We start from the raw sequence: 21,575 nt of genomic DNA on the forward strand, positions 1-21,575 counted from the left end.
GGGAGCGTCCCACCTCGCCGAGGTGCCGGAGGGGCGGCAGCAGTCCTTGTCGACCCTTCCCTTCGGAGGTCTCCTTCATGAACATCGGAATCGGCCTGCCCATCGGCGACCCCGCCACCTTGCTGACCTGGGCCCGGCGCGCCGACGCCGGGCCCTTCAGCACACTCGGCCTGCTCGACCGGCTCGTCTACGACAACCCCGAACCCCTGATGGCCCTCGCCGTCCTCGCGGGCGCCACCTCCCGTATCCGCGTCCAGACCGAGGTGCTGCTCGCCCCCCTGCGCGACACCGCCCTGCTCGCCAAGCAGGCCGCCACCCTGGACCGCATGACGGGCGGCCGTCTCGTCCTCGGCCTGGGCGTCGGCGGCCGGGACGACGACCACCGGGCAGCGGGGGTGGACCTGCGCAGCCGGGGCCGGCGCCTCGACGAGCAGATGGCGGTGCTGCGCCGTCTGTGGTCCGGCGAGCCGTACGGCGACGGCGTCGGCCCGATCGGTCCCGCCCCCGCCCGGCCCGGCGGGCCCGAGGTGCTCTTCGGCGGTTTCAAGCCCGCCGCGATCGAACGCGTCGCCCGCTGGGGCGACGGCTTCCTCGCCGCCGCGTCGCCCTCCTGGGCGGGCGGCCTGTTCGAGACCGCCCGCGGCTTCTGGAAGGAGTACGGCCGCGACGGCGAACCGCGCATCGTCGCCCAGGTCAACGTCGCGCTCGGCCCCGACGAGGTGATCCAGCAGGCCCGGGCCACCATGCACGCGTACTACACGTTCACCGGTATGGCCGACCGCATGGTGGCCTCCATGCTCACCACGCCGTCCGAGATCCGGGACGCCGTCACGGCCTTCGCCGACCTCGGCGCCGACGAGGTCATGCTCTACTGCTACGGCCTCGACCCGGCCCAGGTGGACCGCCTGGCCGATCTCCTGTGACCCGGCCCGAGGGGTAGCGCCCCGACCGTCTCGCCGACGGTCCGCTCATCGGCCGGCACGCGGACCCGGAAGACCTCCCGCGTCCCGATCGGTGAGCGGCCCGGTCGTTCGGCCGAGATAGGTGAGCGGCCCCGGGTCCGCCACCGGGAGGACCGAGAAGCCGAGGCGGTCGTAGAAGGCGCGGGCGCCGGTGTTGGCGGTGACCATGCCGAGGTGCACCCGCCGCACCCCCCGAGCGGCCAGCGCGGCCAGGAAGACGTTCATCAACTCGCGCCCGTAGCCGAAGCGTTGGTGACTGGGCAGCAGGTCGATGTGCAGATGGGCCGGGTGGTCGGCGATCTCGGGCACGAGCATCCGCTCGGGGGTGTGCATCAGCCGCAGCATCACCTCGCTCGGTGTGCTCGGCTCGCCGGCCGGGTCGGGATGGCGGTCGGCCAGCCGGGGCAGCCAGGTGTCCCGGAAGCGCCGTACGAAGGTCGGGGTGTGCGCGGTGCCGAGGACGTACCCCACCGCACGGTCGCCGTCGTCCACGACGAACGCCAGCTCCGGCTCCAGCTCCGCGTAGGGCGCGGCGAAGATGTTCGGCAGCAGCTCCGGGTCGGGATAGAGGTGCCGGGAGTCGCCGCCGCCGTCGCCCGTGCGCACACAGATGTCGAAGAGGGCGTCGCGGTCGGAGGGCCGGTAGGGCCGGATGCGTGCGCGAGACGTCGTCATAGGACCATGCTGCACCGCACGGGAGCGCTCCCACAACGCTTTTCCCGTCGAGCGGCCTCCGTCGGCCGCCGTCAGACGTGAAGTTCCGGCGGGAAGCCGGTCCAGCGGAGATCTGCGGGAAGGTGGCCCGTGTCGTTGAAGAGGAGGACGGCCGGGGGGCGGCCGGGCGCGTACCGGATCACGGTCAGTGCGGCGTTGGCGTGGTTGATGCCCATCCACCGCCACTTCGGGGCGTCGAGCGCGGCCCGCACGAGCCAGCCGATGAGGAAGTTGTGCGTCACGACGAGTTCGTGACACGGCACGTCGCCGTCGACGGGGCCGGTGAATCGCGCGACGGCCGCCCGGGCCAACTCCGGCCCGCGCTCGCACTCTTGCGCCGGAAAGAGCGCCAGGCGGGCCAGCATGGCGTCGGCCGACTCCGGCGGCAGCTCCGCGCGCCGCGGCAGGTGGGGGACGTAGTCGCCGGCCGGCTCGGACGGCTGCGGGGCGACCGTGTCGAGTACCTCGCAGACCAGGCGCGCCGTCTCGGCGGCCCGTGCGAGCGGGCCGTGGTGGACCGCCGTGAGGGGCGCCCCGCGAAGCCGCTCCCCGAGGAGAGCGGCCTGACGGCGGCCCCGGTCCGTCAGTCTGCTCTCGTCCGGTGAGGCCTCACCGTGGCGCGTGAGATAGAGGTAGCGGGCAGAGGTTCCCGGCATGGACGAGCCCTCCGGTCGAGGCCGATCGATCTTGCGGACACCTGGACGGACGGTGCGCGCCCCCGCCCGGTTCCGCCACCGGCGCACGCGGGGAACGGCGGGAGAGCCCGGCGGCCGGCGCCGACGCGGAGCGGGCCCGGCAGGGCACCCGGACGGCGCATCTTGCGCGTGGCGGGGCGGGATCGGCGGCCGAGAACGCGACCCGATGTGGGATATGTGTCGCTGGTCCGGTGTCCACGCGGTTCGTCCGCGGGCGGGGAGGAGTTCGGCTCGTGACGTTCGCGCGGTCGGGCGGTGCCGAGGGGCTGGCACCCGCCGCCCGGCCGGGCCCGGAGCGGGGACACCGGCCCTGGGCGCCGCTGCTCGCGGTGTGCGCCGGGTACTTCATGGTGATCCTGGACGTGACGATCATCAACGTGGCCGTGCCGGTCGTCGGCCGCGAACTGTCCGTCTCCGTCACCGGGATCCAGTGGATCGCGGACGGCTACACCCTCGCCTTCGCCGGGTTCCTGATGACCGGTGGCGTGCTCGGCGACCGGCTGGGCAACCGGCGGGTCTTCTGTGCGGGCGTCGTGGTGTTCACCGTGTCGTCGGCCGCGTGCGCGTTCGCGCCGGACGCCCTCTTCCTCATCGCGGCCCGCATGGCGGAGGGCGTCGGCGCGGCGCTGATCGTGCCCGGCTCCCTCGCCCTGCTCCAGCAGGAGTACCCGGCTGCGGCGGCCCGCGCGCGGGCCTTCGGACTGTGGGGCTCGATGGCGGGCGTCGCGGCCTCCGCCGGGCCGCTGCTGGGCGGCCTGCTGGTCTCCACGGTGGGCTGGCGGTGGGTCTTCCTCGTCAACCTTCCGGTGGGCGCGGCGTGTCTGGCCCTGACGCTGTGGCGGGTGGCGCCCTCGGCCCGGCACACCGGACGGTCCTTCGACTGGCCGGCGCAGTGCGCGGTGGTGGCGACGGTGGCCCTGCTGACCGCCGCGCTCAACGAGGCCGGCCGGCGCGGCTGGACCGACCCCGCCGTCCTCGCCGGGATCGGCCTCGCCGCCGCGGCCGCGGCGCTGTTCGCACTGCGCGAGCGGCTCGCCGGATCTCCCGCCCTGCCGCCGGGGCTGCTGCGCTCGCGGGCCATGACCGGCGGCGCCGTCATCGGCCTGCTGTTCAACTTCGGCTTCTACGGCATGGTGTTCACCGCCAGTCTCGACTTCCAGCGCGGACGCGGCCTGAGCGCCCTGGAGACCGGACTCGCGCTGTTCCCGGCGGTCGCCATGACCATGTTCGCCTCCGCCCTGTCCGGACGGCTGACCCGCCGCACCGGCGACCGGCCGCTGGTGGTCTGCGGCATGCTGCTGGCGGCGCTCGGGCTGGCCGGCTGGGCCGCGGCCGGGCCCGATCCCGGCTACCCGCTGCTGGTCCCGCCGATGATGGCCGCGGGATTCGGCACTTCCTTCGCCCTGACCGGTACGACCGCCACGGTGATGGGGGCCGCGCCGCCGGGGCGCCCGGGAGTGGCCTCCGCCCTGTTCAACACCACCCGGCAGATCGGCAGCGCGACCGGAGTGGCGCTCGGCGGCAGCCTGCTCTCCACGGGCGGCGGCTCCGGCGGCGGGCTCCGCACCGGCATGGCCGTCGGCGCGCTCGCCTTCCTCGCGGCCGCGGCTCTGGCGTGGCGGTGCGTACCGGCGATGCCGAGGGAGCCGTAGCAGCCCCCGGAAGCGGACGTCGGGCCGGGCATCGCGGGGAATGCTCCCACCATGACCATCGAGAACCACAGGAGAACGCCGCCGACGGACGAGGCGCCGGTGCCGCCCCCGCGGACAGCGGACCGCCGGACGCGCCGGACCGTGCTGGCCGGGGGCCTGGCGGGCGTCGGCGCCGCGCTGATCGGCTGCGGCGCGGACCGCCCGCCGCCCGCTGCCTCCCCGTCCGCCCGGACGGCGGCCTCGGGCACGCCCCGGGCGGAGACCGAACTGACCGAGCTGGAGCGGCGGTTCGGCGGCCGGCTCGGGGTGTACGCCGTGGACACGGGTACCGGCGAGGAGGTACGGCATCGCGCCGACGAGCGCTTCCTGATGTGCTCGACGCACAAAGCGCTCACCGTCGCCGCGGTCCTGCGCGCCCACCAGGACCGGCCGGGCCTGCTGAACCAGGTGATCCACTACCGGCGTTCGGACCTGCTCGACCACGCGCCCGTCACCTCCCGGCACGTGGGGGAGGGGATGACGGTCGCCGCGCTCTGCCGGGCCGCCGTCACCCGCAGCGACAACACGGCGGCGAACCTGCTCCTGAGGACGGTGGGCGGCCCGGCGGCCGTGACCCGCTTCGTACGGACGCTGGGCGACCCTGTGACCCGTCTCGACCGCGACGAACCGCACGTCAACGAAGCCGACGGCGTCCTGGACACCACCACCCCCGCGCACCTCGGCGCGAGTGTGCGCGCCCTCACGCTGGGCGACGCGCTGGAACCACGCGGGCGCGGACAGCTCCTCGCCTGGCTCGACGCCAACACCACCGGCGACCGGGCGATCCGGGCCGGGTGCCCGAAGGGCTGGCGGATCGGCGACAAGACCGGCAGCGGCAACCACGCGGAGTCCAACGACATCGCGGTGATCCGCCCGCCCCGCCACGCCCCCCTCGTCCTCGCGGTCTTCACCGCCCCGGACGATCCGAGGTCCACCACCGGTCAGCACACCATCGCCGAGGCGGCCCGCATCGTGACCACGGCGCTCGTCCCGCGGACATGACCTCCGGCTGCGGCGCGGACCGGACCGACACAGGCCGACACCGCCCGGACCGACACAGGCCGACGCCACCCGGACCGACCCAGGCCGACGCCACCCGGGCCGGCCCGCGCCGCCGGGACGGACCCCGCGCCCTCACCGCATCCAGTGTCCGCCGGTGCTCCACCCCAGGAGACGCCGGGCGCGCCCGCCGTCCGCCGTTCCGTCAGCGCCGAAGGCGCCGCCCCCGGCGACCAGGGCCAGGCCCCGCAGGGCGGGCGCCAGCCGGGCCGCGACGTGCGCGGGGTGGCGAGCCGTCTCCTCCGCGAGGCCCGCGACGACCCGCCGCTGCTCCTGCGACGGGCACAGCGACAGGTGGAACACCATCTGCCGCCACGCGTACGCGGCGTCCTTGATCGTGCCCAGGGGCCGCGGATTGTGCTGCACACGTGCGGTCAGCCGGCACACCGTCACGAAGCAGCGGCGCGCCAGGTCGGCCCAGCCGGGCCGCGGGGCGACCCCCACCCGGTGGACCAGCGTCGCCAGGTTGTGCGTGGTGAGGATCTGGGCCTGCTCGATCACCGTGCCGTTCGCCGCGACCGACCAGGACCGCGGCCGCGTCCCGGCCCGCTCGGCGCACAGCCGTGCGAAACCGGGTGAGGTGCGGGCGCCGTGGGCACGGGTCAGGGCCGTGCCGCCCTCGACGATCGCCAGGTTGCGGATCGCCGCGTAGTCGACGCCGTAATAGCGCTCGTAGAGCGAGCCGCGTAGCAGTTCGCCCGCGATCCGGGCCGCCTTGAGAAACTTCGGAGTGAACGTCCCCATGAAGATGTCGGCGGCCAGCTCCTCCACGAACGGAGCGCCCAGATCACCCTGCCGTTCGAGGACGCCGAACTCGCGGACCAGCGGGTTGGGCAGGATGGTGCCCGGGAAGGCCCGCACGGCCAGCTCGCCCAGCTGCCGCAGCACGGCGAGCGCGCCCTCGTCGTCCGGCTCGCCCGCCGCCGCTGACCGCTGCCCCGACACGGCCCGCACCCAGGGAAGTTCCTCGACGCGCACCTGGCGCTCCAGGTTGAGCAGGAGCAGCGAGCGGCGGTCGCGGAACGCCCGGTAGTTCGCGGTCATCAGCGCCCGCAGCGTCTCCTCGCCGTACGCCTGCGCGGTGGTGGCGGCGACCAGCTGCGGCACCAGCTCGGCCAGCACCTCGGCGGAGGGGACGACGCCCCGCTCCACGAGCGTGCCGAGCGGTGCGCTCAGCGCGGACTCGACCACCTGGCCGATCGTGGCCGGTACGGCCGCCCCGGCGGGCAGCCCGCTCGCGCGGCTCTCCTCCTCGCTCACCGCGGCCAGCAGCGGGCCGACCTCGCCGACGCCCGTCTGCTGCGGCAGCACGGCGAGCCGGCGCAGCACCAGTTGTGCCAGGGCGTGGTGCGAGGGAAGCGCCGCCTGCGCGGTCTGACGCCGGCGCAGGGCCGTGTGCGCGGCCGAGCCCGGCAGACCACGCCGCCGCACCATGGAGGCCACCGCGTGCCGCAGCAGCCCGAGCCGCCGCGCGTCCAGCGGCCGCCCGGCGACGGTCTCCTCCAGCGCGCCGCGCAGGATGCCCAGATTCTCCTTGGGTTTGCGGTGCTTGGCGCAGCGGGTGTGCTCCGCGGCGAGCAGCCGGTACCGGCCGAGCAGAGCCTCGCCCCGCGCCAACCAGTCCTCGCCCGGGGCGAGTTCGAGGACTCGTCCGTCACGCGCCGTCCGCAGCCAGTGGACGAGCAGCTCGTCGCCGAACGGCTGCCACACCGCGAGCGCCTCGCGCTGCGCCTCGACGGCCGGGTGGGGCCGCCGCCGCTTCAGGGCGCCGACGGTGTCGGAGACGGTGCGGCGGTGGACGGCCGCGGTGGTGTCCGGCGCGGGTCCGGCCGCCGGCCGGGGCAGGAACCGCAGCCGGTCGGCGAACGGCTCCAGTTCCGCCACCAGATCCAGCGCCGCGTCCGTCTCCCCGTGCCGCACCAGCCAGGCCACGGTGAGCAGCGCCGCCTCCTCGGGCACACCGATCTCGTAGTGGCCGCTGTCCAACCGGTCCCACAGCCAGGCGAGTCCGGGCTCGGTGAGGCAGTGCACGAACAGCGCGCGCCGTTCGGGGGTCACCCCGAGACTCCGCGCGGCCTCGGTCTCGTACGCCTGGAGCGGTCCGCCCGCGTTCGCCGTCCCGGTGGCGAAGCCGCCCCGCACCACCTCCGGCGTCACCCAGGACGGAAGACCGCCCACGGGAGTACGCGAGCCGATGGTCAGCCGGCCTGCGGCCATTGCGGCGAGGACCTGCCGCCAGCGCTGCCCGCGCACGTCGGCCCGACGCCGTGTGCCGGCGTCCTCGTGCGTCAGCGCGGTAGTGAAGGCCCTGGCCGGCTGGGCCTGCGGGGAGGAGGAGGCCACGACGAGGGGCTGCTGCTCAGCGTTGTCGTTCATAAGCCGGCGTGGCAGGTTCCGCCCCTGCGCCCTCCGGGTGCATAGCCCGGTGCTCTCCTGCTGAGCTACACGCCGATGACGACTGACGATAGACGTGGGGATGATCAACGTACAAACGGATTTTCCAGCGGCCCTCCGCACGACCGCTCACCGCTCGGGCGGAGCGTCGGTGGCGGCGGAGACGGCGGTGGCGGCGGAGGAGGTGCGGGTGCGGGCGCTGCGGCGGCGAGGAGAACGCCGTCGGCTGCCGCCCCGTACGCGCGCCGGGCCGGCGCCACCCGGGCACGGTCTACGGCCGCGCGGCCGCCGGGGGCGTGTCCGTGTGCGGCCGCGCGCCGGCCGAGAGGGCCTACATGTGCGGCGAGACCCGCGGCCAGTGCGCGCGCAGGGTGCGGACCGTCTCGGCGATGGCCGGACGGCGGGCCGCGCCGGCGCGCCACAGGGCGTACAGGCGGCGCACCGGCATCGGGTCGAGCGGCACCTCCGCCACCGCGGGCGGCAGCGGACCCCGGCCCAGGCGGGGGATGAGGGAGATGCCGAGCCCGGCGGCGACCAGAGCGACCAGCGTCGGGTTCTCCTCGGCCTGGTGGACGATCTCCGGCTCGTGCCCGGCGGAGCGCAGCGTGCGGACCAGCCAGTCGTGGCAGACCCGCCCGGGCGGCTGGCAGACCCAGCGCTGCCCGCCCAGCTCCTCGCGCGTCACGGCCGTCCGCCCGGCGAAGGGGTGCCCCGCGGGGACGATCAGGTCGCACGGGTCGTCGCCGATCACCGCCTGCTCCACACCCGCCGGGGCGGGCAGCGGGGCGATGTCCCAGTCGTGCGCGACGACCAGGTCGACGACGCCCTTGGCCACCAGGTCCACCGACAGATGCGGGTCGACCTCGCTCAGCCGGGTGTCCAGGGCGGGGTGGCGCACCGCGAGATCGGCCAGGACGCAGGGCAGCAGACCGCGCGCCGCCGACGCGAAGGCGGCGACGGTCAGCCGGCCCGCAGGCACCCCGCGCCGCTCCTCCAGACGGGTCTCCGCCCGTTCCACGAGGGCCAGCAACTCGGCCGCCGTCTCGACCAGTTGATGGGCCTCGTCGGTGAGCCGCACTCCGCGCCCCTCCCGCTCCAGCAGCACGGTGCGGGTCTCCCGCTCCAGCTTGGCGATCTGCTGGGACACCGCGGAGGGGGTGAAGCCGAGCGCGACGCCGGCCGCGGCGACGGTGCCGTGCACAGAGACGGCGTGCAGGGCGCGCAGACGCTGGAGATCGAGCACGACGGACTCCTCACCGAGGTCAACCGAGTAGTGATGCTTCATCCAACCATGCAGCAATCATCGCTGGTGCTACACGGTCGTCCGAGGTGATCCTCGACCCATGCGACCTTCCCACCTTCTCCTCGCGGTGCTCGTCGCGGCCGTCTGGGGCGTGAACTTCACCGTCATCGAGATCGGCCTCGACCACTTCCCGCCGCTGCTCTTCTCCGCCCTGCGCTTCCTGGTGGCCGCGCTGCCCGCCGTGTTCTTCGTGGGCCGCCCCAAGGTGGCCTGGAAGTGGATCGTGGCCGTGGGACTGGCCCTGGGCGTGGCCAAGTTCGGCTTGCTCTTCATCGGCATGGACGCGGGGATGCCGGCCGGGCTGTCCTCGCTGGTGCTCCAGATCCAGGCCGTCTTCACGGCCCTGTTCGCCGCCGTCGCCCTGGGCGAACGCCCCACCGGCATACGGCTCCTGGGCATGCTGATCGCCCTCACGGGCATCGGCGCCGCCGCCGTGGACGAAGGGGCGTCGGGCCCGCTGGGCGCCTTCCTCGTCGTCATCGCCGCGGCGGCCTGCTGGGGCCTCTCCAACGTCCTGACCCGCAAGGCGGCCCCGCCCGACGCCCTCAACTGGATGGTCTGGGTGTCGACGGTGCCGGTCCTGCCGCTGCTGCTCCTCTCCCTCCTCACCGAGGGCCCCTCCGCCGACCTGGCCGCGCTGCGCGGCTTCGACTGGGCGGGGGCGGGCACGCTCCTCTACGTCGCCTGGGGCGCGACCGTGTTCGGCTTCGGCGCCTGGGGCTGGCTGCTGCGCCGCCACCCGGCGTCCACGGTCGCGCCGTTCTCGCTCCTCGTCCCCGTCTTCGGGATGTCCGCCGCGGCTCTGTTCCTCGGCGAGTCGGTCAGCCCCCTGCGGTGGTGCGCGGCGGTGCTGCTGGTGGGCGGGGTGGCACTGACCACGCTCGCCCCGGGACGCCGGAGGGGCGGCGCCGGGGGAGAGCTCCGGCCCGAGGTCCGGCCCGCTTCCGAACGCACGCTCACGGAGGCGTGAACTCGACCGCTCACGCGCGGAGTTCCAGGCCGTCGTGAAGCGCCGTGCCTTGTCCCGGGCCCCCGAGCACGTTCGCGTGCTTCGGGGGCCTTTGTGCTGCCCGGCGTTGCGCAGGGTGCGTCCGGCGGTCACAGAGTGGTTGAGACCTCTTGTCGGCACGTTCGTGGAGTACTTAGCCTCCGTGGTGTTGTGCAGAGCAAAACCGTCATTGCATATGTTGCAACACCCTGACCGGAGGATCGCTCCATGAAGCTCTCCGCAAGACTTTCCGGCCGACTGGCGCTGACGCTGGCCGCGGCCGTCGTCACCGCCACCGCCTGCGCCCCGCAGACCTCCGGCAACGACTCGCCGGGCAAGGACGAGAAGTCCGGGACCCTGCGCCTGTGGCTGTTCCAGGAGGTCGACAACACACCGAAGGAACGCGTGGTCGACCAGGTCCTCGCCGACTTCCGGAAAGCCCACCAGGACACGAAGGTCACCGTCGAGTACATCCCCGTGGAGACCCGCGCCCAGCGGATCAAGGCCGCCTTCAACGACCCGAAGAGCGCCCCCGACGTCGTCGAGTACGGCAACACCGACACCGCCGGCTACGTCAAGGACGGCGGACTCGCCGACGTCAGCGACGAGTTCGGCGCCTGGCCCGAGGCCAAGGACACCGACCCCACCGCCCGTACGTCGGTCACCGTGGACGGCAAGGTCTACGGCGCCCCCTACTTCGTCGGCGTCCGCGCCCTGTACTACAGGACGGACGTCTTCCGGAAGCTGCACCTGAAGCCGCCGCGGAGCATGGCCGAACTGGCCGCCACCGCACGGAAGATACGGGCCGCCGAGCCCGGTCTGTACGGCCTCGCCGTCGGCGGCGCCTACACCTACGGCGCCATGCCCTTCATCTGGGCCGACGGCGGCGCGCTCGCCACCGGCAGGAGCGGCTCCTACACCGCCGCGATCGACAGCCCCGCGGCCCGCAAGGGCATCGAGGCGTACACGTCCCTGTTCGGCGACGACAACTGTCCGGCCGCCAAGTGCGCCGGGATGACCGGCAACGACACCGTCACCGCCTTCGCCTCCGGCAAGGCCGCCATGGCGATCGCCGGCGACTTCAGCCACCAGGCCGTGGAGTCCGGTCAGGTCAAGGGCGAGTACGCGGTCGTGCCGCTGCCGGGCGTCACGCCCGGCTCGGTCGCGCCGGCCTTCGCGGGCGGCAACAACATCGGCGTCCTCAGGAGCACCGCGCACCGCACCCTCGCCGTGGACCTGATGAAGCGGCTCGCCTCGAAGAAGACCCAGGCCGAGATGTTCGACGCGATGGGCTTCCTGCCCACCTTCACCGACGTGCGCGGTCAGGTCGCCGCGAAGGAGCCGTTCGTGAAGCCCTTCGTCGACACCCTCGCCGCGGGCACCGAGTTCGTGCCGGCCACACCCGCGTGGGCCCAGATCGACTCCGCTCAGGTGCTGCCGACGATGTTCCAGGAGATCGTCAGCGGCAAGAAGGACGTCGAGGCGGCCGCCGGGGACGCGGCGAAGAAGATGAACGACGCGTTCGGCGCCGCCGGATGAGTGCTCCGCCCACCAGCCCGCAGGACGCGGTGCGCGGCCGGCCGCGGGCCGCCCGCGGCCGGCCGCGCACCGCACCGCGCCCCTTCGCCCGCACCGCCGTCCCCTGGCTGTACCTCGCCCCCGCCCTCCTCGTGCTCGGCGCACTGCTCGTCTACCCCGTCTACCAACTCGGCCTGATCTCCCTCCTGCACTACACCCAGGCCCAGGTCAGCGGCGGCGAACCGACCACCTTCGAGGGCCTGGGCAACTACACCGAACTGTTCACGGACGACCAGTTCTGGCGGGTGCTGCTGGCCACCGTGGTGTTCGCGGCGGCCTGCGTGCTCTGCACCCTCGCCGTCGGCTGCGCGCTCGCCGTGCTCCTCACCCGGGTGCGGGCCGTGCCGCGTCTCGCGCTGATGCTCGCCGCCCTCGGCGCCTGGGCCACCCCGGCGGTCACCGGCTCCACGGTCTGGCTGCTGCTGTTCGACGCCGACTTCGGGCCCGTCAACCGGCTCCTCGGGCTCGGCGACCACTCCTGGACCTACGGCCGCTGCAGCGCCTTCCTCCTCGTCCTGCTCGAAGTGGTCTGGTGCTCCTTCCCGTTCGTCATGGTCACCGTCTACGCCGGCATCCGCGCCGTACCCGCCGAGGTACTGGAGGCCGCCGCGCTGGACGGCGCCTCCCCGTGGCGGATCTGGCGCTCGGTGTTGGCGCCCATCCTGCGGCCGATCCTGGTCGTGGTCACCATCCAGTCGGTGATCTGGGACTTCAAGGTCTTCACCCAGATCTACGTCATGACCAACGGCGGCGGCATCGCCGGCCAGAACCTCGTCCTGAACGTCTACGCCTACCAGAAGGCGTTCGCGTCCTCGCAGTACAGCCTCGGCTCCGCCATCGGCGTCGTGATGCTGCTGATCCTGCTCGCCGTGACGCTGGTCTATCTGCGGCTGCTGCGCCGCCAAGGGGAGGAGCTGTGAACCTCGCACGCGCGCGGGTGCGCCGTCCGGGACGGCTCGCGGCCGAGGCGGCAGCGCTGCTGATCGCGGTCGTGGTCGCCTTCCCGCTGTACTGGATGGTGCTCAGCGCCTTCAAACCGGCCGGCGAGATCGAGTCGTCCGAGCCGCGCCCCTGGACGACGTCCCCCTCGCTGGCGTCCTTCCGACGTGTCTTCGGCCAGCAGGAGTTCGGCCGCTACTTCCTCAACAGCCTGGTCGTCGCGGGCGCCGTCGTGATCGCCTCCGCGCTGATAGCGTTCCTGGCGGCGACCGCTGTCACCCGGTTCCGCTTCCGCTTCCGGACCACCCTGCTGATCATGTTCCTGGTGGCCCAGATGGTGCCGGTGGAGGCGCTCACCATCCCGCTGTTCTTCCTGATGCGGGACTTCGGCCAGCTGAACACGCTGGGCTCGCTGATCCTGCCGCACATCGCCTTCTCGCTGCCGTTCGCGATCTGGATGCTGCGGGGCTTCGTCAAGGCCGTACCGGAGGCCCTGGAGGAGGCCGCCGCCATCGACGGGGCGGGCCGGGCCCGCTTCCTGTGGCAGATCCTCTTCCCGCTGGTCCTGCCGGGGCTCGTGGCGACCAGCGTGTTCTCCTTCATCTCGACCTGGAACGACTTCCTGTTCGCCAAGTCGTTCCTCATCAGCGACACCTCCCAGTCGACCCTGCCCATGGCGTTGCTCGTCTTCTACAAGCCGGACGATCCCGACTGGGGCGGGGTGATGGCCGCGTCCACGGTGATGACGATCCCGGTGCTGGTCTTCTTCGTCCTCGTGCAACGACGACTCGTCTCCGGCCTCGCCGGAGCGGTGAAGGACTGACCGGCCGGACACACGGCCGCCCCGCCCCGCCCGCCACGGGTGACGACAGGCCGAGCGCGCACCGGGCAGCGCCTTCCAGGCGGCGGCACGCCGGGCGCTGCGGACCCAGGACTGAGAGGTGTCGCGGTCGCCTCCCGCGTCCGCGCCGACATCGCCACGGGCCGCCTGCCCGCCGACGTGGACGCCGACGGGCAGGCGGCCTTCTACGCGCGACGGTACGGCCCGCCGTGACCGCCCCTCACCGCGCGACGGTCACCCGCCGTCCGTGTGGCGGCGCCGCTCCACGTACAGGCGACCGTCCGCCGGGCCCGTCCACTCCAGCCGCACGACACCGGGCACGGCGGCGTCGGCGACGCGCGACGGATCCGCCCAGTAGCCGGCGTTCGGGTTGCGGAAGAACGTCGACCACAACTGACCGCCGCCGTCCTCGAAGATGTTGTTGTGGCCGACGCCGACACCCGCGGTCCACCGCTTGGAGTACGGGCCCTCGAAGGAGTCCGAGACGGCGACGACGGCGTCGTACTGGTACTGCACCCGGCCGGTACCGGGATTGTCGTAGGCGTGCCGGGTGCTGCCGTAGGCGTCGACCGAGGCCCAGTCCCAGGCGGTCTGGACGAGGTAGTACTTGCCCCGGTGCTTGAACACGTACGCTCCCTCGAGATACGGCTCGGGGGAGTAGGGCGTCTGCCGGAACGCGGGGAGATTCGTCGTCGGGACGATGTCCTCCATGTCGTCGCGGAACTTGGCGTACAGGTTGTTGTGCAGGACGAGCCAGGCGTCGTCGCCCTCGGTGAAGAGGCCGCCGTCGATGTGGTGGTAGGCGCCGGGCTCGATGAACTTCGGCCCCCCGATGAAGGAGTCGCCGAAGGGCTTCTCGTGGTTGCCCTCGACGAGCCGGTACGGGCCTTCTACGCCGCCGTCGCTCACCAGCATGAAGGACCCGACCTTGCGGGAGTGGTCGCCCATGCACGCGACGATGTACCACTTGCCGCGGAAGCGGTGCACCTCCGGCGCCCAGACCTCACCGCGCTTGCCGAACTGGTCGTCGTACCAGTACTCCTGCCACGGCGCGACGACCGTGCGCCCGGGCCGGTTCTCCGCGGTGAACTCGGGCGACCACACCTTGCCCTTCTCGGCGCCCGGCCGGACGCCGGTCGTGTCGGCCAGCCGCCACGGCCCCTTCAGGGAGGGCGCCGTCCACACGAAGATCCCGTCGTTCCACGGGGCGGCCGCGGTCAGTCCGGGCACCCGGGTGGTGCCGGTGGCGACGTAGACCGTGCGGCCGCCGACGACGAAGCGGTTGACGTAGGTGTCCCGCATCCAGACCTGCCCGCGCTCCTTGTCCCGGGGGCGCAACTGGAGCGGGAGGACGAAGGAGTTGTCCTCCCGCGGCCACAGGTCCGTCCGGGTGTCCGCCAGGCCGTAGGGGGTGGGGTCGGGCCAGTTCGCCGGGGCGCGGTGCCTGCCGGGCGCTTTCGGCCGGCCGGGCGCCGCCTGAGCGGATGCGGCCTGGGCGGGTGCGGCGGTCACCGGCAGGGCGGCGGCCGCTCCCAGACCGGCGGCGCCGGCCAGCAGGGACCTCCGCCGCACGGGGTGCTTCTCGTTGCTGGTCATCGCTCAGGTCCCTTTCGTCGTCCGGGTGCCGGGTGTCCGCACCGGGCCGGAGGACCGTCCTTGGTTCGGCATGGCGCACAGCATGGGAAGGACACTTCAATTAGGTCAACAGCCCGGACGAATAATCCGTAGGCGTTGCCACCGCCAACTCGGCGCGCTCGGCCAGGTATACGCAGTTCACAAGGTTCAACGCCTCGTCCGGACCGCAATGTCACGATCGAGTAACGCAGTCGGCGTTACGCAACGAACGCACAGTCAGGTCACCTCTTTCCGTCGGAGTGTTGACGGAAAAGCGCGGCCGTCCCTACCTTGGCCGACATGCAGAAGCCCACGGGAGTGCACGCACTGGTCAGGCGGACCCATGAGGACCGCGTGCTGCGTGCGTTGCAGGAGAACGGCGCCATGAGCCGCGGCGAGATCGCCCGCGTCGTCGGCCTGTCCCGCACGACGCTCTCCGAGATCACCGGCAACCTCCTGCAACGAGGCGCCATCGTCGTCGTGGACACCGACGCCTCCCTGCGCGAGGGCAGCGGCCGGCCGGCCGAACGGCTGGCGCTGGACCCGTCGTCGGCGCAGTTCATGGGCGTCGACTTCGGGCACCGCAGGGTCCACGTCGCCGTCGCCGACGCATCGCACAAGATCCTCGTCTCCGGCGCGGTGCGCTACGACGACACCGCGTCCTGGCAGACGCGGACCGGACTGGCCCTGGAACTCATCGAACGGCTGGGCTCCGGCGCCGGGGTCCACTACGGCGCGCTCCAGGGCGTCGGCATCGGCGTACCGGGGCCCTACCCCGCGCCGGACGGAGCGGCATGGCCCCGCGACAGCCGCGGCGCGACGGTGCTGCACCCGGCCCCGGAAGGCGTCGACGTGGCGTTCGCGGAACGCTTCGGCGCACCGGTGATCGTGGACAACAACACCCGCCTGGCCGCGCTCGCCGAGGCCATCACCGGCGCCGACAGCGTGTCGGACCTGGTGTACGTGCGGCTCTCGGACGGCGTCGGCGGCGGCCTCGTCGTCGGCGGCCAGCTGGTCACCGGCTCGGGCGGACTGGCCGGGGAACTCGGACACGTGACCGTCGCCCCGGCGGGCCGCCCGTGCCGGTGCGGCAAGCGGGGCTGTCTGGAGACCGTCGCCTCGGTCCCCGGAATCCTCGCCGCCTGCTGGGAGTTCGGCCTGCGCCTGGAGAACCTCGACGACCTGGCCGCCGCCGTGGCCCGTTCGCATCCCGTCGCCGACCGGGTGCTCCGGGAGGCCGCGGCGACCCTGGGGCGCGTCATCGGTTCGGCGACCATGATCCTGAATCCGGCCAAGGTCGTCATCGGCGGCGAGATCACCCGGCTGGCCCCCGTCCTCGTGGAGCAGGCCGCCGCCACGCTCGCCGCGGAGATCTTCCCGACCGCCTCGGCCGGCCCCGCCGTGGAGGCGGCGCGGCTCTCGGACGAGGACGGCGCCCTGGGCGCCCTGGCCGCCGTCTTCCACAACTCCCCGCTCTTGGCGCGCTACCCCGAAACCGCCGAGGTGAAGGGCCGCTCGGACGCACCCGACGCCACCACAGAAAGAGCCGCCCATGTCCGTCCTTGACAAGCAGGACACCGAACCGCAGGACCCGGTACCGCGCAAGGCGCACCAGGCGTCGGACGGCCCGGCCGCCGGGACCGGCGACGAGAGCTCGCCGCGGCGCCGGCGGTCCGGACGAAGCCGCCTGCCCCTTCTCCTCAACGCGGTGTCCATCGCGCTGGGCATCGGACTGTGGTGGGTCCTGGCCGCGTCGGGCTTCAAACTGCCGACGCCGCCCGAGGTCGTCGCACGAGCCGGGACGCTGATCGGCGACGGAACGCTCGAAGGAGACGTCGTCGCCAGCCTCACCCGGGTGCTCATCGGCTTCGCCCTCGGCACCGCCGTCGCCGTCCCGGTCGGCTTCCTGATGGGCTGGTACACGGTCCTGCGCGGCCTCATCGAACCCTGGATCCAGTTCTTCCGCACCATCCCGCCGCTGGCGATCATCCCGCTGGCCGTGGTGGTCATGGGCATCGACGAGACGCCGAAGATATTCGTCATCTTCCTCGCCGCGTTCCTGGCGTGCGTGATCTCCACCTTCCAGGGCGTGGTGAACGTCGACCGCACCATGATCAACGCCGCCCGGGTCCTGGGCGCCGGCGATCTCGTCATCTTCGCCCGTGTGGTGGTGCCCGCCTCCACCCCGTTCATCCTCGTCGGCATGCGGGTCGGCCTCGGCTCGGCCTGGGCCACCCTGGTCGCCGCCGAACTCATCGCCGCCCAGCAGGGACTCGGCTACCGCATGCAGAACGCCCAGCTCTACTACGACCTCCCGACCATCTTCGTCGGACTCATCTCGATCGGGATCCTCGGTCTGCTCATGGACCGCGTCCTCCTGCTCGCGGAACACAAGCTCACCGGATGGCAGGAACGCCGATGACCAGCAAGCCGGCCAAGATATCCGTCCAGAACGTCACCAAGACCTTCGCCCTGGGCCGCGAGACCTTCACCGCCCTGGACGACGTCTCGCTCGACATCGCGGACCACGAGTTCGTCACCGTCGTCGGCCCCTCGGGCTGCGGCAAGAGCACCCTCATGAACATCCTCGCCGGACTGGAGACGCCCACCGCGGGCCGCGCCCTGGTGGACGGCGCCCCGGTGGACGGACCGGGCCCCGAGCGAGGAGTGATCTTCCAGCAGTACGCCCTCTTCCCCTGGCTGACGGTACGTCAGAACGTCGAGTTCGGTCTGCGCACCACCGGCGTGCCCAAGAAGGAACGCCGGGCCAGGGCCGAGCACTTCATCGAGCTGGTCGGACTCGAACGGTTCGCCGACGCGCTCCCCAAGACGCTGTCCGGCGGCATGCGCCAGCGCTGCGCCATCGCCCGCGCCTACGCCGTCCACCCCTCCATCCTGCTGATGGACGAACCGTTCGGCGCCCTCGACGCGCTCACCCGGGTCAAGCTCCAGGAACAACTGCTGCACACCTGGAGCCAGGACAAGCGCACGGTGCTGTTCATCACCCACGACGTCGACGAGGCGGTGTTCCTGGCCAACCGGGTGATCGTCATGGCCGCACGCCCCGGCCGCGTCTACGACGTGATCGACGTGGACCCCGCCGTCGAGCGCACCGAGGAGTTCCGCCTCAGCCCCGAATTCGCCGCCCTGCGCAACCGCGTATGGCACTCCGTCTACCACCAGGAGGGCCGCACCGCCGTCCCTTCCGCCGCTCACACCCCGACGCCGTGACCAGAAGGGACCCCACCACCATGAACGCCACCCGCACCAGGAGACAGCTCTGTCTCGTCCTCGCCGGCCTCACCGCGGCGGCATTGCTGACCGGATGCGGCGGCGGTTCGTCTTCCGGCGCCTCGGGCGACAAGGTGCGCTTCGGCTACATCGGCGACTTCAACGGTGCCAGCCTGATTGCCATCGCCGACGCCAAGGGCCTGTGGAAGAAGCACGGACTGACGGCGCAGAGCAGGGTCTTCACCAACGGCCCGCTCCAGATCCAGGCCCTCGGCACGGACAACCTCGACTTCGGCTACATCGGCCCGGGCGCCATGTGGCTCCCCGCCTCGGGCCAGGCCAAGGTCGTCGCCATCAACACCCTCGGCGACTCCGACCGCGTCATCGCCCAGCCCGGCATCACCTCGATGCGACAGCTCGAGGGCAAGACCGTGGCCGTCCCCGAAGGCACCTCGGGCGACATGATCCTCACCCTCGCCCTGAAGAAGGCGGGCATGACCAAGAGCGACGTCAAAATCGTCCCCATGGACCCGTCCACCATCGTCTCCGCCTTCTCCGCCAAGAGGGTCGACGCGGCAGGCTTCTGGTACCCCGCGGCCGCCACCATCAAGAAGCAGGTCCCCGACCTGGTCGAACTCGCCAAGAACAGCGACTTCGAGGACAGCGTCTCCTTCCCGACCGCCTTCGTGGCCGGCAACAAGCTGGTGGCCGACCACCCGGAGAAGGTCAAGAAGGTCCTCGCCGTCCTGCGCGACGCGATCGACTTCCGGTCCCGGCACACCGACGAGGCCATCGCCCTCACCGCCGACAAACTCCACGTCCCGGTCGCACAGGTCAAGGCGGACGCCGCCAACAACAAGCTGCTCGGCGTCGACGAACTCGACGCGCTGACCAAGGACGGCACCGTCGACAAGTGGCTGACGGGCATGAACGACTACTTCGTCGCGGCCGGCAAACTCAAGAAGCCCGCCGACCCGAAGACCTACTACACCGGCGACCTCTTCACGGGAGCGGCCCAGTGACCTCGTCCCCCTCGGACACGGCCTCCCCCACGTCCCGCAAGAACATCCTCTTCCTCATGACCGACCAGCACCGGGCGGACACCCTCGGCGCCTACGGCAACCCCGCGGGACACACCCCCGTCCTCGACGAACTCGCCGCCACCGGAACCCGTTTCGACCGCTGGTACACCCCCACCGCCATCTGCACCCCCGCCCGGGCCAGCCTGCTGACCGGCCAGGCGCCCTTCCGGCACAAGGTGCTCGCCAACCACGAACGCAACGTCGGCTACCTCGAAGACCTGCCCGAGGAGCAGTTCACCTTCTCCCGGGCCCTGCGGGAACACGGCTACAACTGCGGACTCATCGGCAAGTGGCACGCCGGCCACCTCCGCACGGCTGCCGACCACGGCTTCGACGGCCCCGACCTCGCGGGCTGGCACAACCCGGTGGACCACCCCGACTACCTGGCCTACCTGGACGAACACGGCCTGCCGCCCTACCGGATCAGCGACCGCGTCCGCGGCACACTGCCCAACGGCGGCCCCGGCAACCTGCTCGCCGCCCGGCTGCACCAGCCGGTCGAAGCCACCTTCGAGCACTACCTGGCCACCCGCGCCATTCAAAAGCTCGAACAGTACGCCACCGACTCCCGCGAGCAAGGACAACCCTTCTTCCTCGCCCTGCACTTCTTCGGCCCGCACCTGCCCTACATCCTCCCCGACGCGTACTACGACCTCGTCGACCCCGCGGACGTGGAACTGCCCCGCTCCATCGCCGAGACCTTCCACGGCAAACCACCGGTCCAGCGCAACTACAGCGCGCACTGGACCTTCGACACGATGCCGATCGAGACCACCCGCAAACTCATCGCGGTCTACTGGGGCTACGTGGCGTTGATCGACATGCAGATCGGCCGTGTCATGGACGCCATGCGACGCCTCGGCCTGGTGGACGACACCGCCGTCTTCTTCACCTGCGACCACGGCGAGTTCACCGGCTCGCACCGGCTGCACGACAAGGGGCCGGCGATGTACGAGGACATCTACCGCACACCCGGCCTGCTGCGCGTCCCGGGCGCGCCGGGCGGCGTCGTACGATCCGAGTTCGTCAGCCTGCTGGACTGCACCGCGACCATCCTCGAACTGGCGGGGATCGACCCGAAACCGGCGGTCGACTCACGCAGCCTGCTGCCCCTCGTCCACGAGGACGCCGTCGAGTGGGACGACGACATCGTCTGCGAGTTCCACGGCCACCACTTCCCCTACCCCCAGCGCATGCTGCGCGAGGACCGGTACAAACTCGTCGTCAACCCCGACTCGGTCAACGAGCTCTACGACCTGCACACCGACCCGGACGAACTCCACAACGTCTACGACCACCCGGAACGGGCCGACGTCCGCACGCGCATGCTGCGCCGCCTCTACGACGTGCTCCGGGACCGCGGCGACAACTTCTACCACTGGATGACGTCGATGTACGACGTGGGCGAGGTGGGCCACGATCCGACCCTGAGCGGCCTGGACGAGTCCACCTACCGGCCGGCCACGCCGGAATCCGCACCGGCCCCCGGGGACCTCGGCTCATGACCGCCGAGCGACGCGCCTGCTGCGCTCCGCCGACCGACGCGCCGGCCGCCACGGCCACCCCGCCGACGACGCGGACGGGCGGCACGGCCGCCCGTCCGCGCTCGACCCGCGGCCAGGTCCGGCTGCCGGGAGGCGAGTTCGCCATGGGCGACGCCTTCGGCGAGGGCTACCCGGCCGACGGCGAGGGACCCGTCCACGCGGTACGCCTCCGGCCGTTCCACATCGACGAAACGGCCGTCACCAACGCCCAGTTCGCCACCTTCGTCAAAGCCACGGGCCATGTGACCGACGCCGAACGCTACGGCAGCTCGGCGGTCTTCCACCTCGTGGTCGCCGCGCCCTCCTCCGACATCCTGGGCGACGCCGCCGGCGCCCCGTGGTGGATCAACGTCCGCGGCGCCCACTGGCGCCGCCCCGAGGGCGCGCGCTCCGACGTCACCGGCCGGCAGAACCACCCGGTCGTCCACATCTCCTGGAACGACGCGACCGCCTACGCGCGATGGGCCGGCAAGCGCCTGCCCACCGAGGCCGAGTGGGAGTACGCCGCACGCGGCGGCCCGGCGGGGCGCCGCTACCCCTGGGGAGACGAACTCACCCCCGGGGGCCGGTGGCGCTGCAACATCTGGCAGGGCCGCTTCCCCCACGCCAACACCGAGGAGGACGGCTACCTGACCACCGCCCCGGTCAAGTCCTACCGCCCCAACGGCTTCGGACTGTGGAACACCGCCGGGAACGTGTGGGAATGGTGCTCCGACTGGTTCTCGCCCACCTACTACGCCGAGTCCCCCTCCGCCGACCCACGCGGCCCGGAGTCCGGAACCGCGCGCGTCCTGCGGGGCGGCTCCTACCTGTGCCACGACTCCTACTGCAACCGCTACCGGGTGGCCGCACGCTCCTCCAACACACCGGAGTCCTCGTGCGCCAACCTCGGCTTCCGCTGCGCCAACGACGTCACCGGGACGGCCTGACCGGCTGACAA

At 72.4% G+C, this 21,575-nt stretch carries 18 protein-coding genes and 1 tRNA gene; 13 read left to right on the top strand and 6 right to left on the bottom strand.

Annotated elements, in window-relative coordinates; all coding sequences use genetic code 11:
- Positions 1 to 77: 77 nt before the first annotated feature.
- Positions 78 to 923 carry an LLM class flavin-dependent oxidoreductase gene (locus ABEB07_RS18090; RefSeq protein ID WP_345669278.1) on the top strand — a complete coding sequence of 282 codons (846 nt, stop codon included), beginning with the start codon at positions 78 to 80 and terminating at the stop codon, positions 921 to 923.
- A gap of 45 nt (positions 924 to 968) precedes the next feature.
- Here the strand turns inward: ABEB07_RS18090 and ABEB07_RS18095 are convergent, their stop codons facing one another.
- Together ABEB07_RS18095 and ABEB07_RS18100 are read right to left on the bottom strand one after the other, a co-directional pair.
- Positions 969 to 1,637 (bottom strand): GNAT family N-acetyltransferase, encoded by a 669-nt coding sequence (locus ABEB07_RS18095; protein ID WP_176147743.1) that lies wholly within the window; start codon positions 1,635 to 1,637, stop codon positions 969 to 971.
- Positions 1,638 to 1,708: 71 nt separating this feature from the next.
- A complete protein-coding gene (locus ABEB07_RS18100; protein ID WP_345669280.1) occupies positions 1,709 to 2,332 on the bottom strand; it encodes a histidine phosphatase family protein in 624 nt (207 codons plus the stop codon).
- Positions 2,333 to 2,604: 272 nt separating this feature from the next.
- Here ABEB07_RS18100 and ABEB07_RS18105 point away from each other — a divergent pair, with 272 nt between their 5' ends.
- Both ABEB07_RS18105 and bla read left to right on the top strand, forming a co-directional pair.
- Entirely contained in the window at positions 2,605 to 4,023 is a 1,419-nt protein-coding gene (locus ABEB07_RS18105; RefSeq protein WP_425589029.1) for an MFS transporter, read from the top strand.
- A 51-nt stretch (positions 4,024 to 4,074) separates the two neighbouring features.
- Positions 4,075 to 5,064, top strand: a complete 990-nt coding sequence (gene bla, locus ABEB07_RS18110) for a class A beta-lactamase (protein ID WP_345669281.1) — start codon at positions 4,075 to 4,077, stop codon at positions 5,062 to 5,064.
- Between the two features lie 132 nt (positions 5,065 to 5,196).
- Here bla and ABEB07_RS18115 read toward each other — a convergent pair whose 3' ends face one another.
- From ABEB07_RS18115 to ABEB07_RS18125, 3 genes are all read right to left on the bottom strand, one after another.
- On the bottom strand, positions 5,197 to 7,497 hold the full coding sequence (locus ABEB07_RS18115) for a hypothetical protein (RefSeq protein ID WP_345669282.1): 2,301 nt from the start codon (positions 7,495 to 7,497) through the stop codon (positions 5,197 to 5,199).
- Between the two features lie 3 nt (positions 7,498 to 7,500).
- Positions 7,501 to 7,572 (bottom strand) — tRNA-His (locus tag ABEB07_RS18120).
- Between the two features lie 274 nt (positions 7,573 to 7,846).
- Positions 7,847 to 8,758, bottom strand: a complete 912-nt coding sequence (locus ABEB07_RS18125; protein ID WP_176151825.1) for a LysR family transcriptional regulator — start codon at positions 8,756 to 8,758, stop codon at positions 7,847 to 7,849.
- A gap of 100 nt (positions 8,759 to 8,858) precedes the next feature.
- Here ABEB07_RS18125 and ABEB07_RS18130 point away from each other — a divergent pair, with 100 nt between their 5' ends.
- The 4 genes from ABEB07_RS18130 to ABEB07_RS18145 all read left to right on the top strand — a co-directional run bounded on the left by ABEB07_RS18130 (position 8,859) and on the right by ABEB07_RS18145 (position 13,146).
- A complete protein-coding gene (locus ABEB07_RS18130) occupies positions 8,859 to 9,788 on the top strand; it encodes an EamA family transporter (RefSeq protein WP_345669283.1) in 930 nt (309 codons plus the stop codon).
- A gap of 246 nt (positions 9,789 to 10,034) precedes the next feature.
- Positions 10,035 to 11,345, top strand: coding sequence for an extracellular solute-binding protein (locus ABEB07_RS18135; RefSeq protein ID WP_176147737.1), 1,311 nt, complete (start codon positions 10,035 to 10,037; stop codon positions 11,343 to 11,345).
- Complete coding sequence (locus ABEB07_RS18140; protein WP_345669284.1) at positions 11,342 to 12,304, top strand: carbohydrate ABC transporter permease; 963 nt, start codon at positions 11,342 to 11,344, stop codon at positions 12,302 to 12,304. Before ABEB07_RS18135 ends, ABEB07_RS18140 begins: the two co-directional genes overlap by 4 nt.
- Positions 12,301 to 13,146 (top strand): carbohydrate ABC transporter permease, encoded by an 846-nt coding sequence (locus ABEB07_RS18145; RefSeq protein ID WP_176147735.1) that lies wholly within the window; start codon positions 12,301 to 12,303, stop codon positions 13,144 to 13,146. The genes ABEB07_RS18140 and ABEB07_RS18145 overlap by 4 nt, the downstream gene beginning before the upstream one ends.
- A gap of 252 nt (positions 13,147 to 13,398) precedes the next feature.
- On the opposite strand, the gene ABEB07_RS18150 is transcribed toward ABEB07_RS18145, so the two are convergent.
- Positions 13,399 to 14,760, bottom strand: coding sequence for a family 43 glycosylhydrolase (locus tag ABEB07_RS18150; protein ID WP_345669285.1), 1,362 nt, complete (start codon positions 14,758 to 14,760; stop codon positions 13,399 to 13,401).
- 318 nt (positions 14,761 to 15,078) lie between these two features.
- Here ABEB07_RS18150 and ABEB07_RS18155 point away from each other — a divergent pair, with 318 nt between their 5' ends.
- The 6 genes from ABEB07_RS18155 to ABEB07_RS18180 are packed head-to-tail and all read left to right on the top strand — an operon-like array spanning position 15,079 to position 21,564.
- Entirely contained in the window at positions 15,079 to 16,344 is a 1,266-nt protein-coding gene (locus ABEB07_RS18155) for an ROK family transcriptional regulator (protein WP_345669286.1), read from the top strand.
- Positions 16,331 to 17,200 carry an ABC transporter permease gene (locus ABEB07_RS18160; protein ID WP_345669287.1) on the top strand — a complete coding sequence of 290 codons (870 nt, stop codon included), beginning with the start codon at positions 16,331 to 16,333 and terminating at the stop codon, positions 17,198 to 17,200. Before ABEB07_RS18155 ends, ABEB07_RS18160 begins: the two co-directional genes overlap by 14 nt.
- Positions 17,197 to 18,009, top strand: coding sequence for an ABC transporter ATP-binding protein (locus tag ABEB07_RS18165; protein WP_345669288.1), 813 nt, complete (start codon positions 17,197 to 17,199; stop codon positions 18,007 to 18,009). Before ABEB07_RS18160 ends, ABEB07_RS18165 begins: the two co-directional genes overlap by 4 nt.
- 20 nt (positions 18,010 to 18,029) lie before the next feature.
- Positions 18,030 to 19,031 (top strand): aliphatic sulfonate ABC transporter substrate-binding protein, encoded by a 1,002-nt coding sequence (locus tag ABEB07_RS18170; protein ID WP_345669351.1) that lies wholly within the window; start codon positions 18,030 to 18,032, stop codon positions 19,029 to 19,031.
- The gene (locus ABEB07_RS18175) at positions 19,028 to 20,596 is read left to right on the top strand and encodes a sulfatase-like hydrolase/transferase (RefSeq protein ID WP_345669289.1); all 1,569 of its coding nucleotides are present in this window, start codon (positions 19,028 to 19,030) and stop codon (positions 20,594 to 20,596) included. The genes ABEB07_RS18170 and ABEB07_RS18175 overlap by 4 nt, the downstream gene beginning before the upstream one ends.
- Positions 20,593 to 21,564, top strand: coding sequence for a formylglycine-generating enzyme family protein (locus ABEB07_RS18180; RefSeq protein ID WP_345669290.1), 972 nt, complete (start codon positions 20,593 to 20,595; stop codon positions 21,562 to 21,564). The genes ABEB07_RS18175 and ABEB07_RS18180 overlap by 4 nt, the downstream gene beginning before the upstream one ends.
- Positions 21,565 to 21,575: the final 11 nt, after the last annotated feature.

This window comes from Streptomyces similanensis (assembly GCF_039543625.1).
Lineage (GTDB): Bacteria > Actinomycetota > Actinomycetes > Streptomycetales > Streptomycetaceae > Streptomyces > Streptomyces similanensis.

Excerpts from the sequence above, each read along its gene's own strand:
- ABEB07_RS18095 (WP_176147743.1), bottom strand. The coding sequence starts at position 1,637 with ATGACGACGTCTCGCGCACGCATCCGGCCCTACCGGCCCTCCGACCGC.
- ABEB07_RS18150 (WP_345669285.1), bottom strand. The coding sequence starts at position 14,760 with ATGACCAGCAACGAGAAGCACCCCGTGCGGCGGAGGTCCCTGCTGGCC.
- ABEB07_RS18100 (WP_345669280.1), bottom strand. The coding sequence starts at position 2,332 with ATGCCGGGAACCTCTGCCCGCTACCTCTATCTCACGCGCCACGGTGAG.
- ABEB07_RS18140 (WP_345669284.1), top strand. The coding sequence starts at position 11,342 with ATGAGTGCTCCGCCCACCAGCCCGCAGGACGCGGTGCGCGGCCGGCCG.
- ABEB07_RS18170 (WP_345669351.1), top strand. The coding sequence starts at position 18,030 with ATGAACGCCACCCGCACCAGGAGACAGCTCTGTCTCGTCCTCGCCGGC.
- ABEB07_RS18160 (WP_345669287.1), top strand. The coding sequence starts at position 16,331 with ATGTCCGTCCTTGACAAGCAGGACACCGAACCGCAGGACCCGGTACCG.
- ABEB07_RS18135 (WP_176147737.1), top strand. The coding sequence starts at position 10,035 with ATGAAGCTCTCCGCAAGACTTTCCGGCCGACTGGCGCTGACGCTGGCC.
- ABEB07_RS18155 (WP_345669286.1), top strand. The coding sequence starts at position 15,079 with ATGCAGAAGCCCACGGGAGTGCACGCACTGGTCAGGCGGACCCATGAG.
- ABEB07_RS18180 (WP_345669290.1), top strand. The coding sequence starts at position 20,593 with ATGACCGCCGAGCGACGCGCCTGCTGCGCTCCGCCGACCGACGCGCCG.
- ABEB07_RS18130 (WP_345669283.1), top strand. The coding sequence starts at position 8,859 with ATGCGACCTTCCCACCTTCTCCTCGCGGTGCTCGTCGCGGCCGTCTGG.
- ABEB07_RS18115 (WP_345669282.1), bottom strand. The coding sequence starts at position 7,497 with ATGAACGACAACGCTGAGCAGCAGCCCCTCGTCGTGGCCTCCTCCTCC.
- ABEB07_RS18090 (WP_345669278.1), top strand. The coding sequence starts at position 78 with ATGAACATCGGAATCGGCCTGCCCATCGGCGACCCCGCCACCTTGCTG.
- bla (WP_345669281.1), top strand. The coding sequence starts at position 4,075 with ATGACCATCGAGAACCACAGGAGAACGCCGCCGACGGACGAGGCGCCG.
- ABEB07_RS18165 (WP_345669288.1), top strand. The coding sequence starts at position 17,197 with ATGACCAGCAAGCCGGCCAAGATATCCGTCCAGAACGTCACCAAGACC.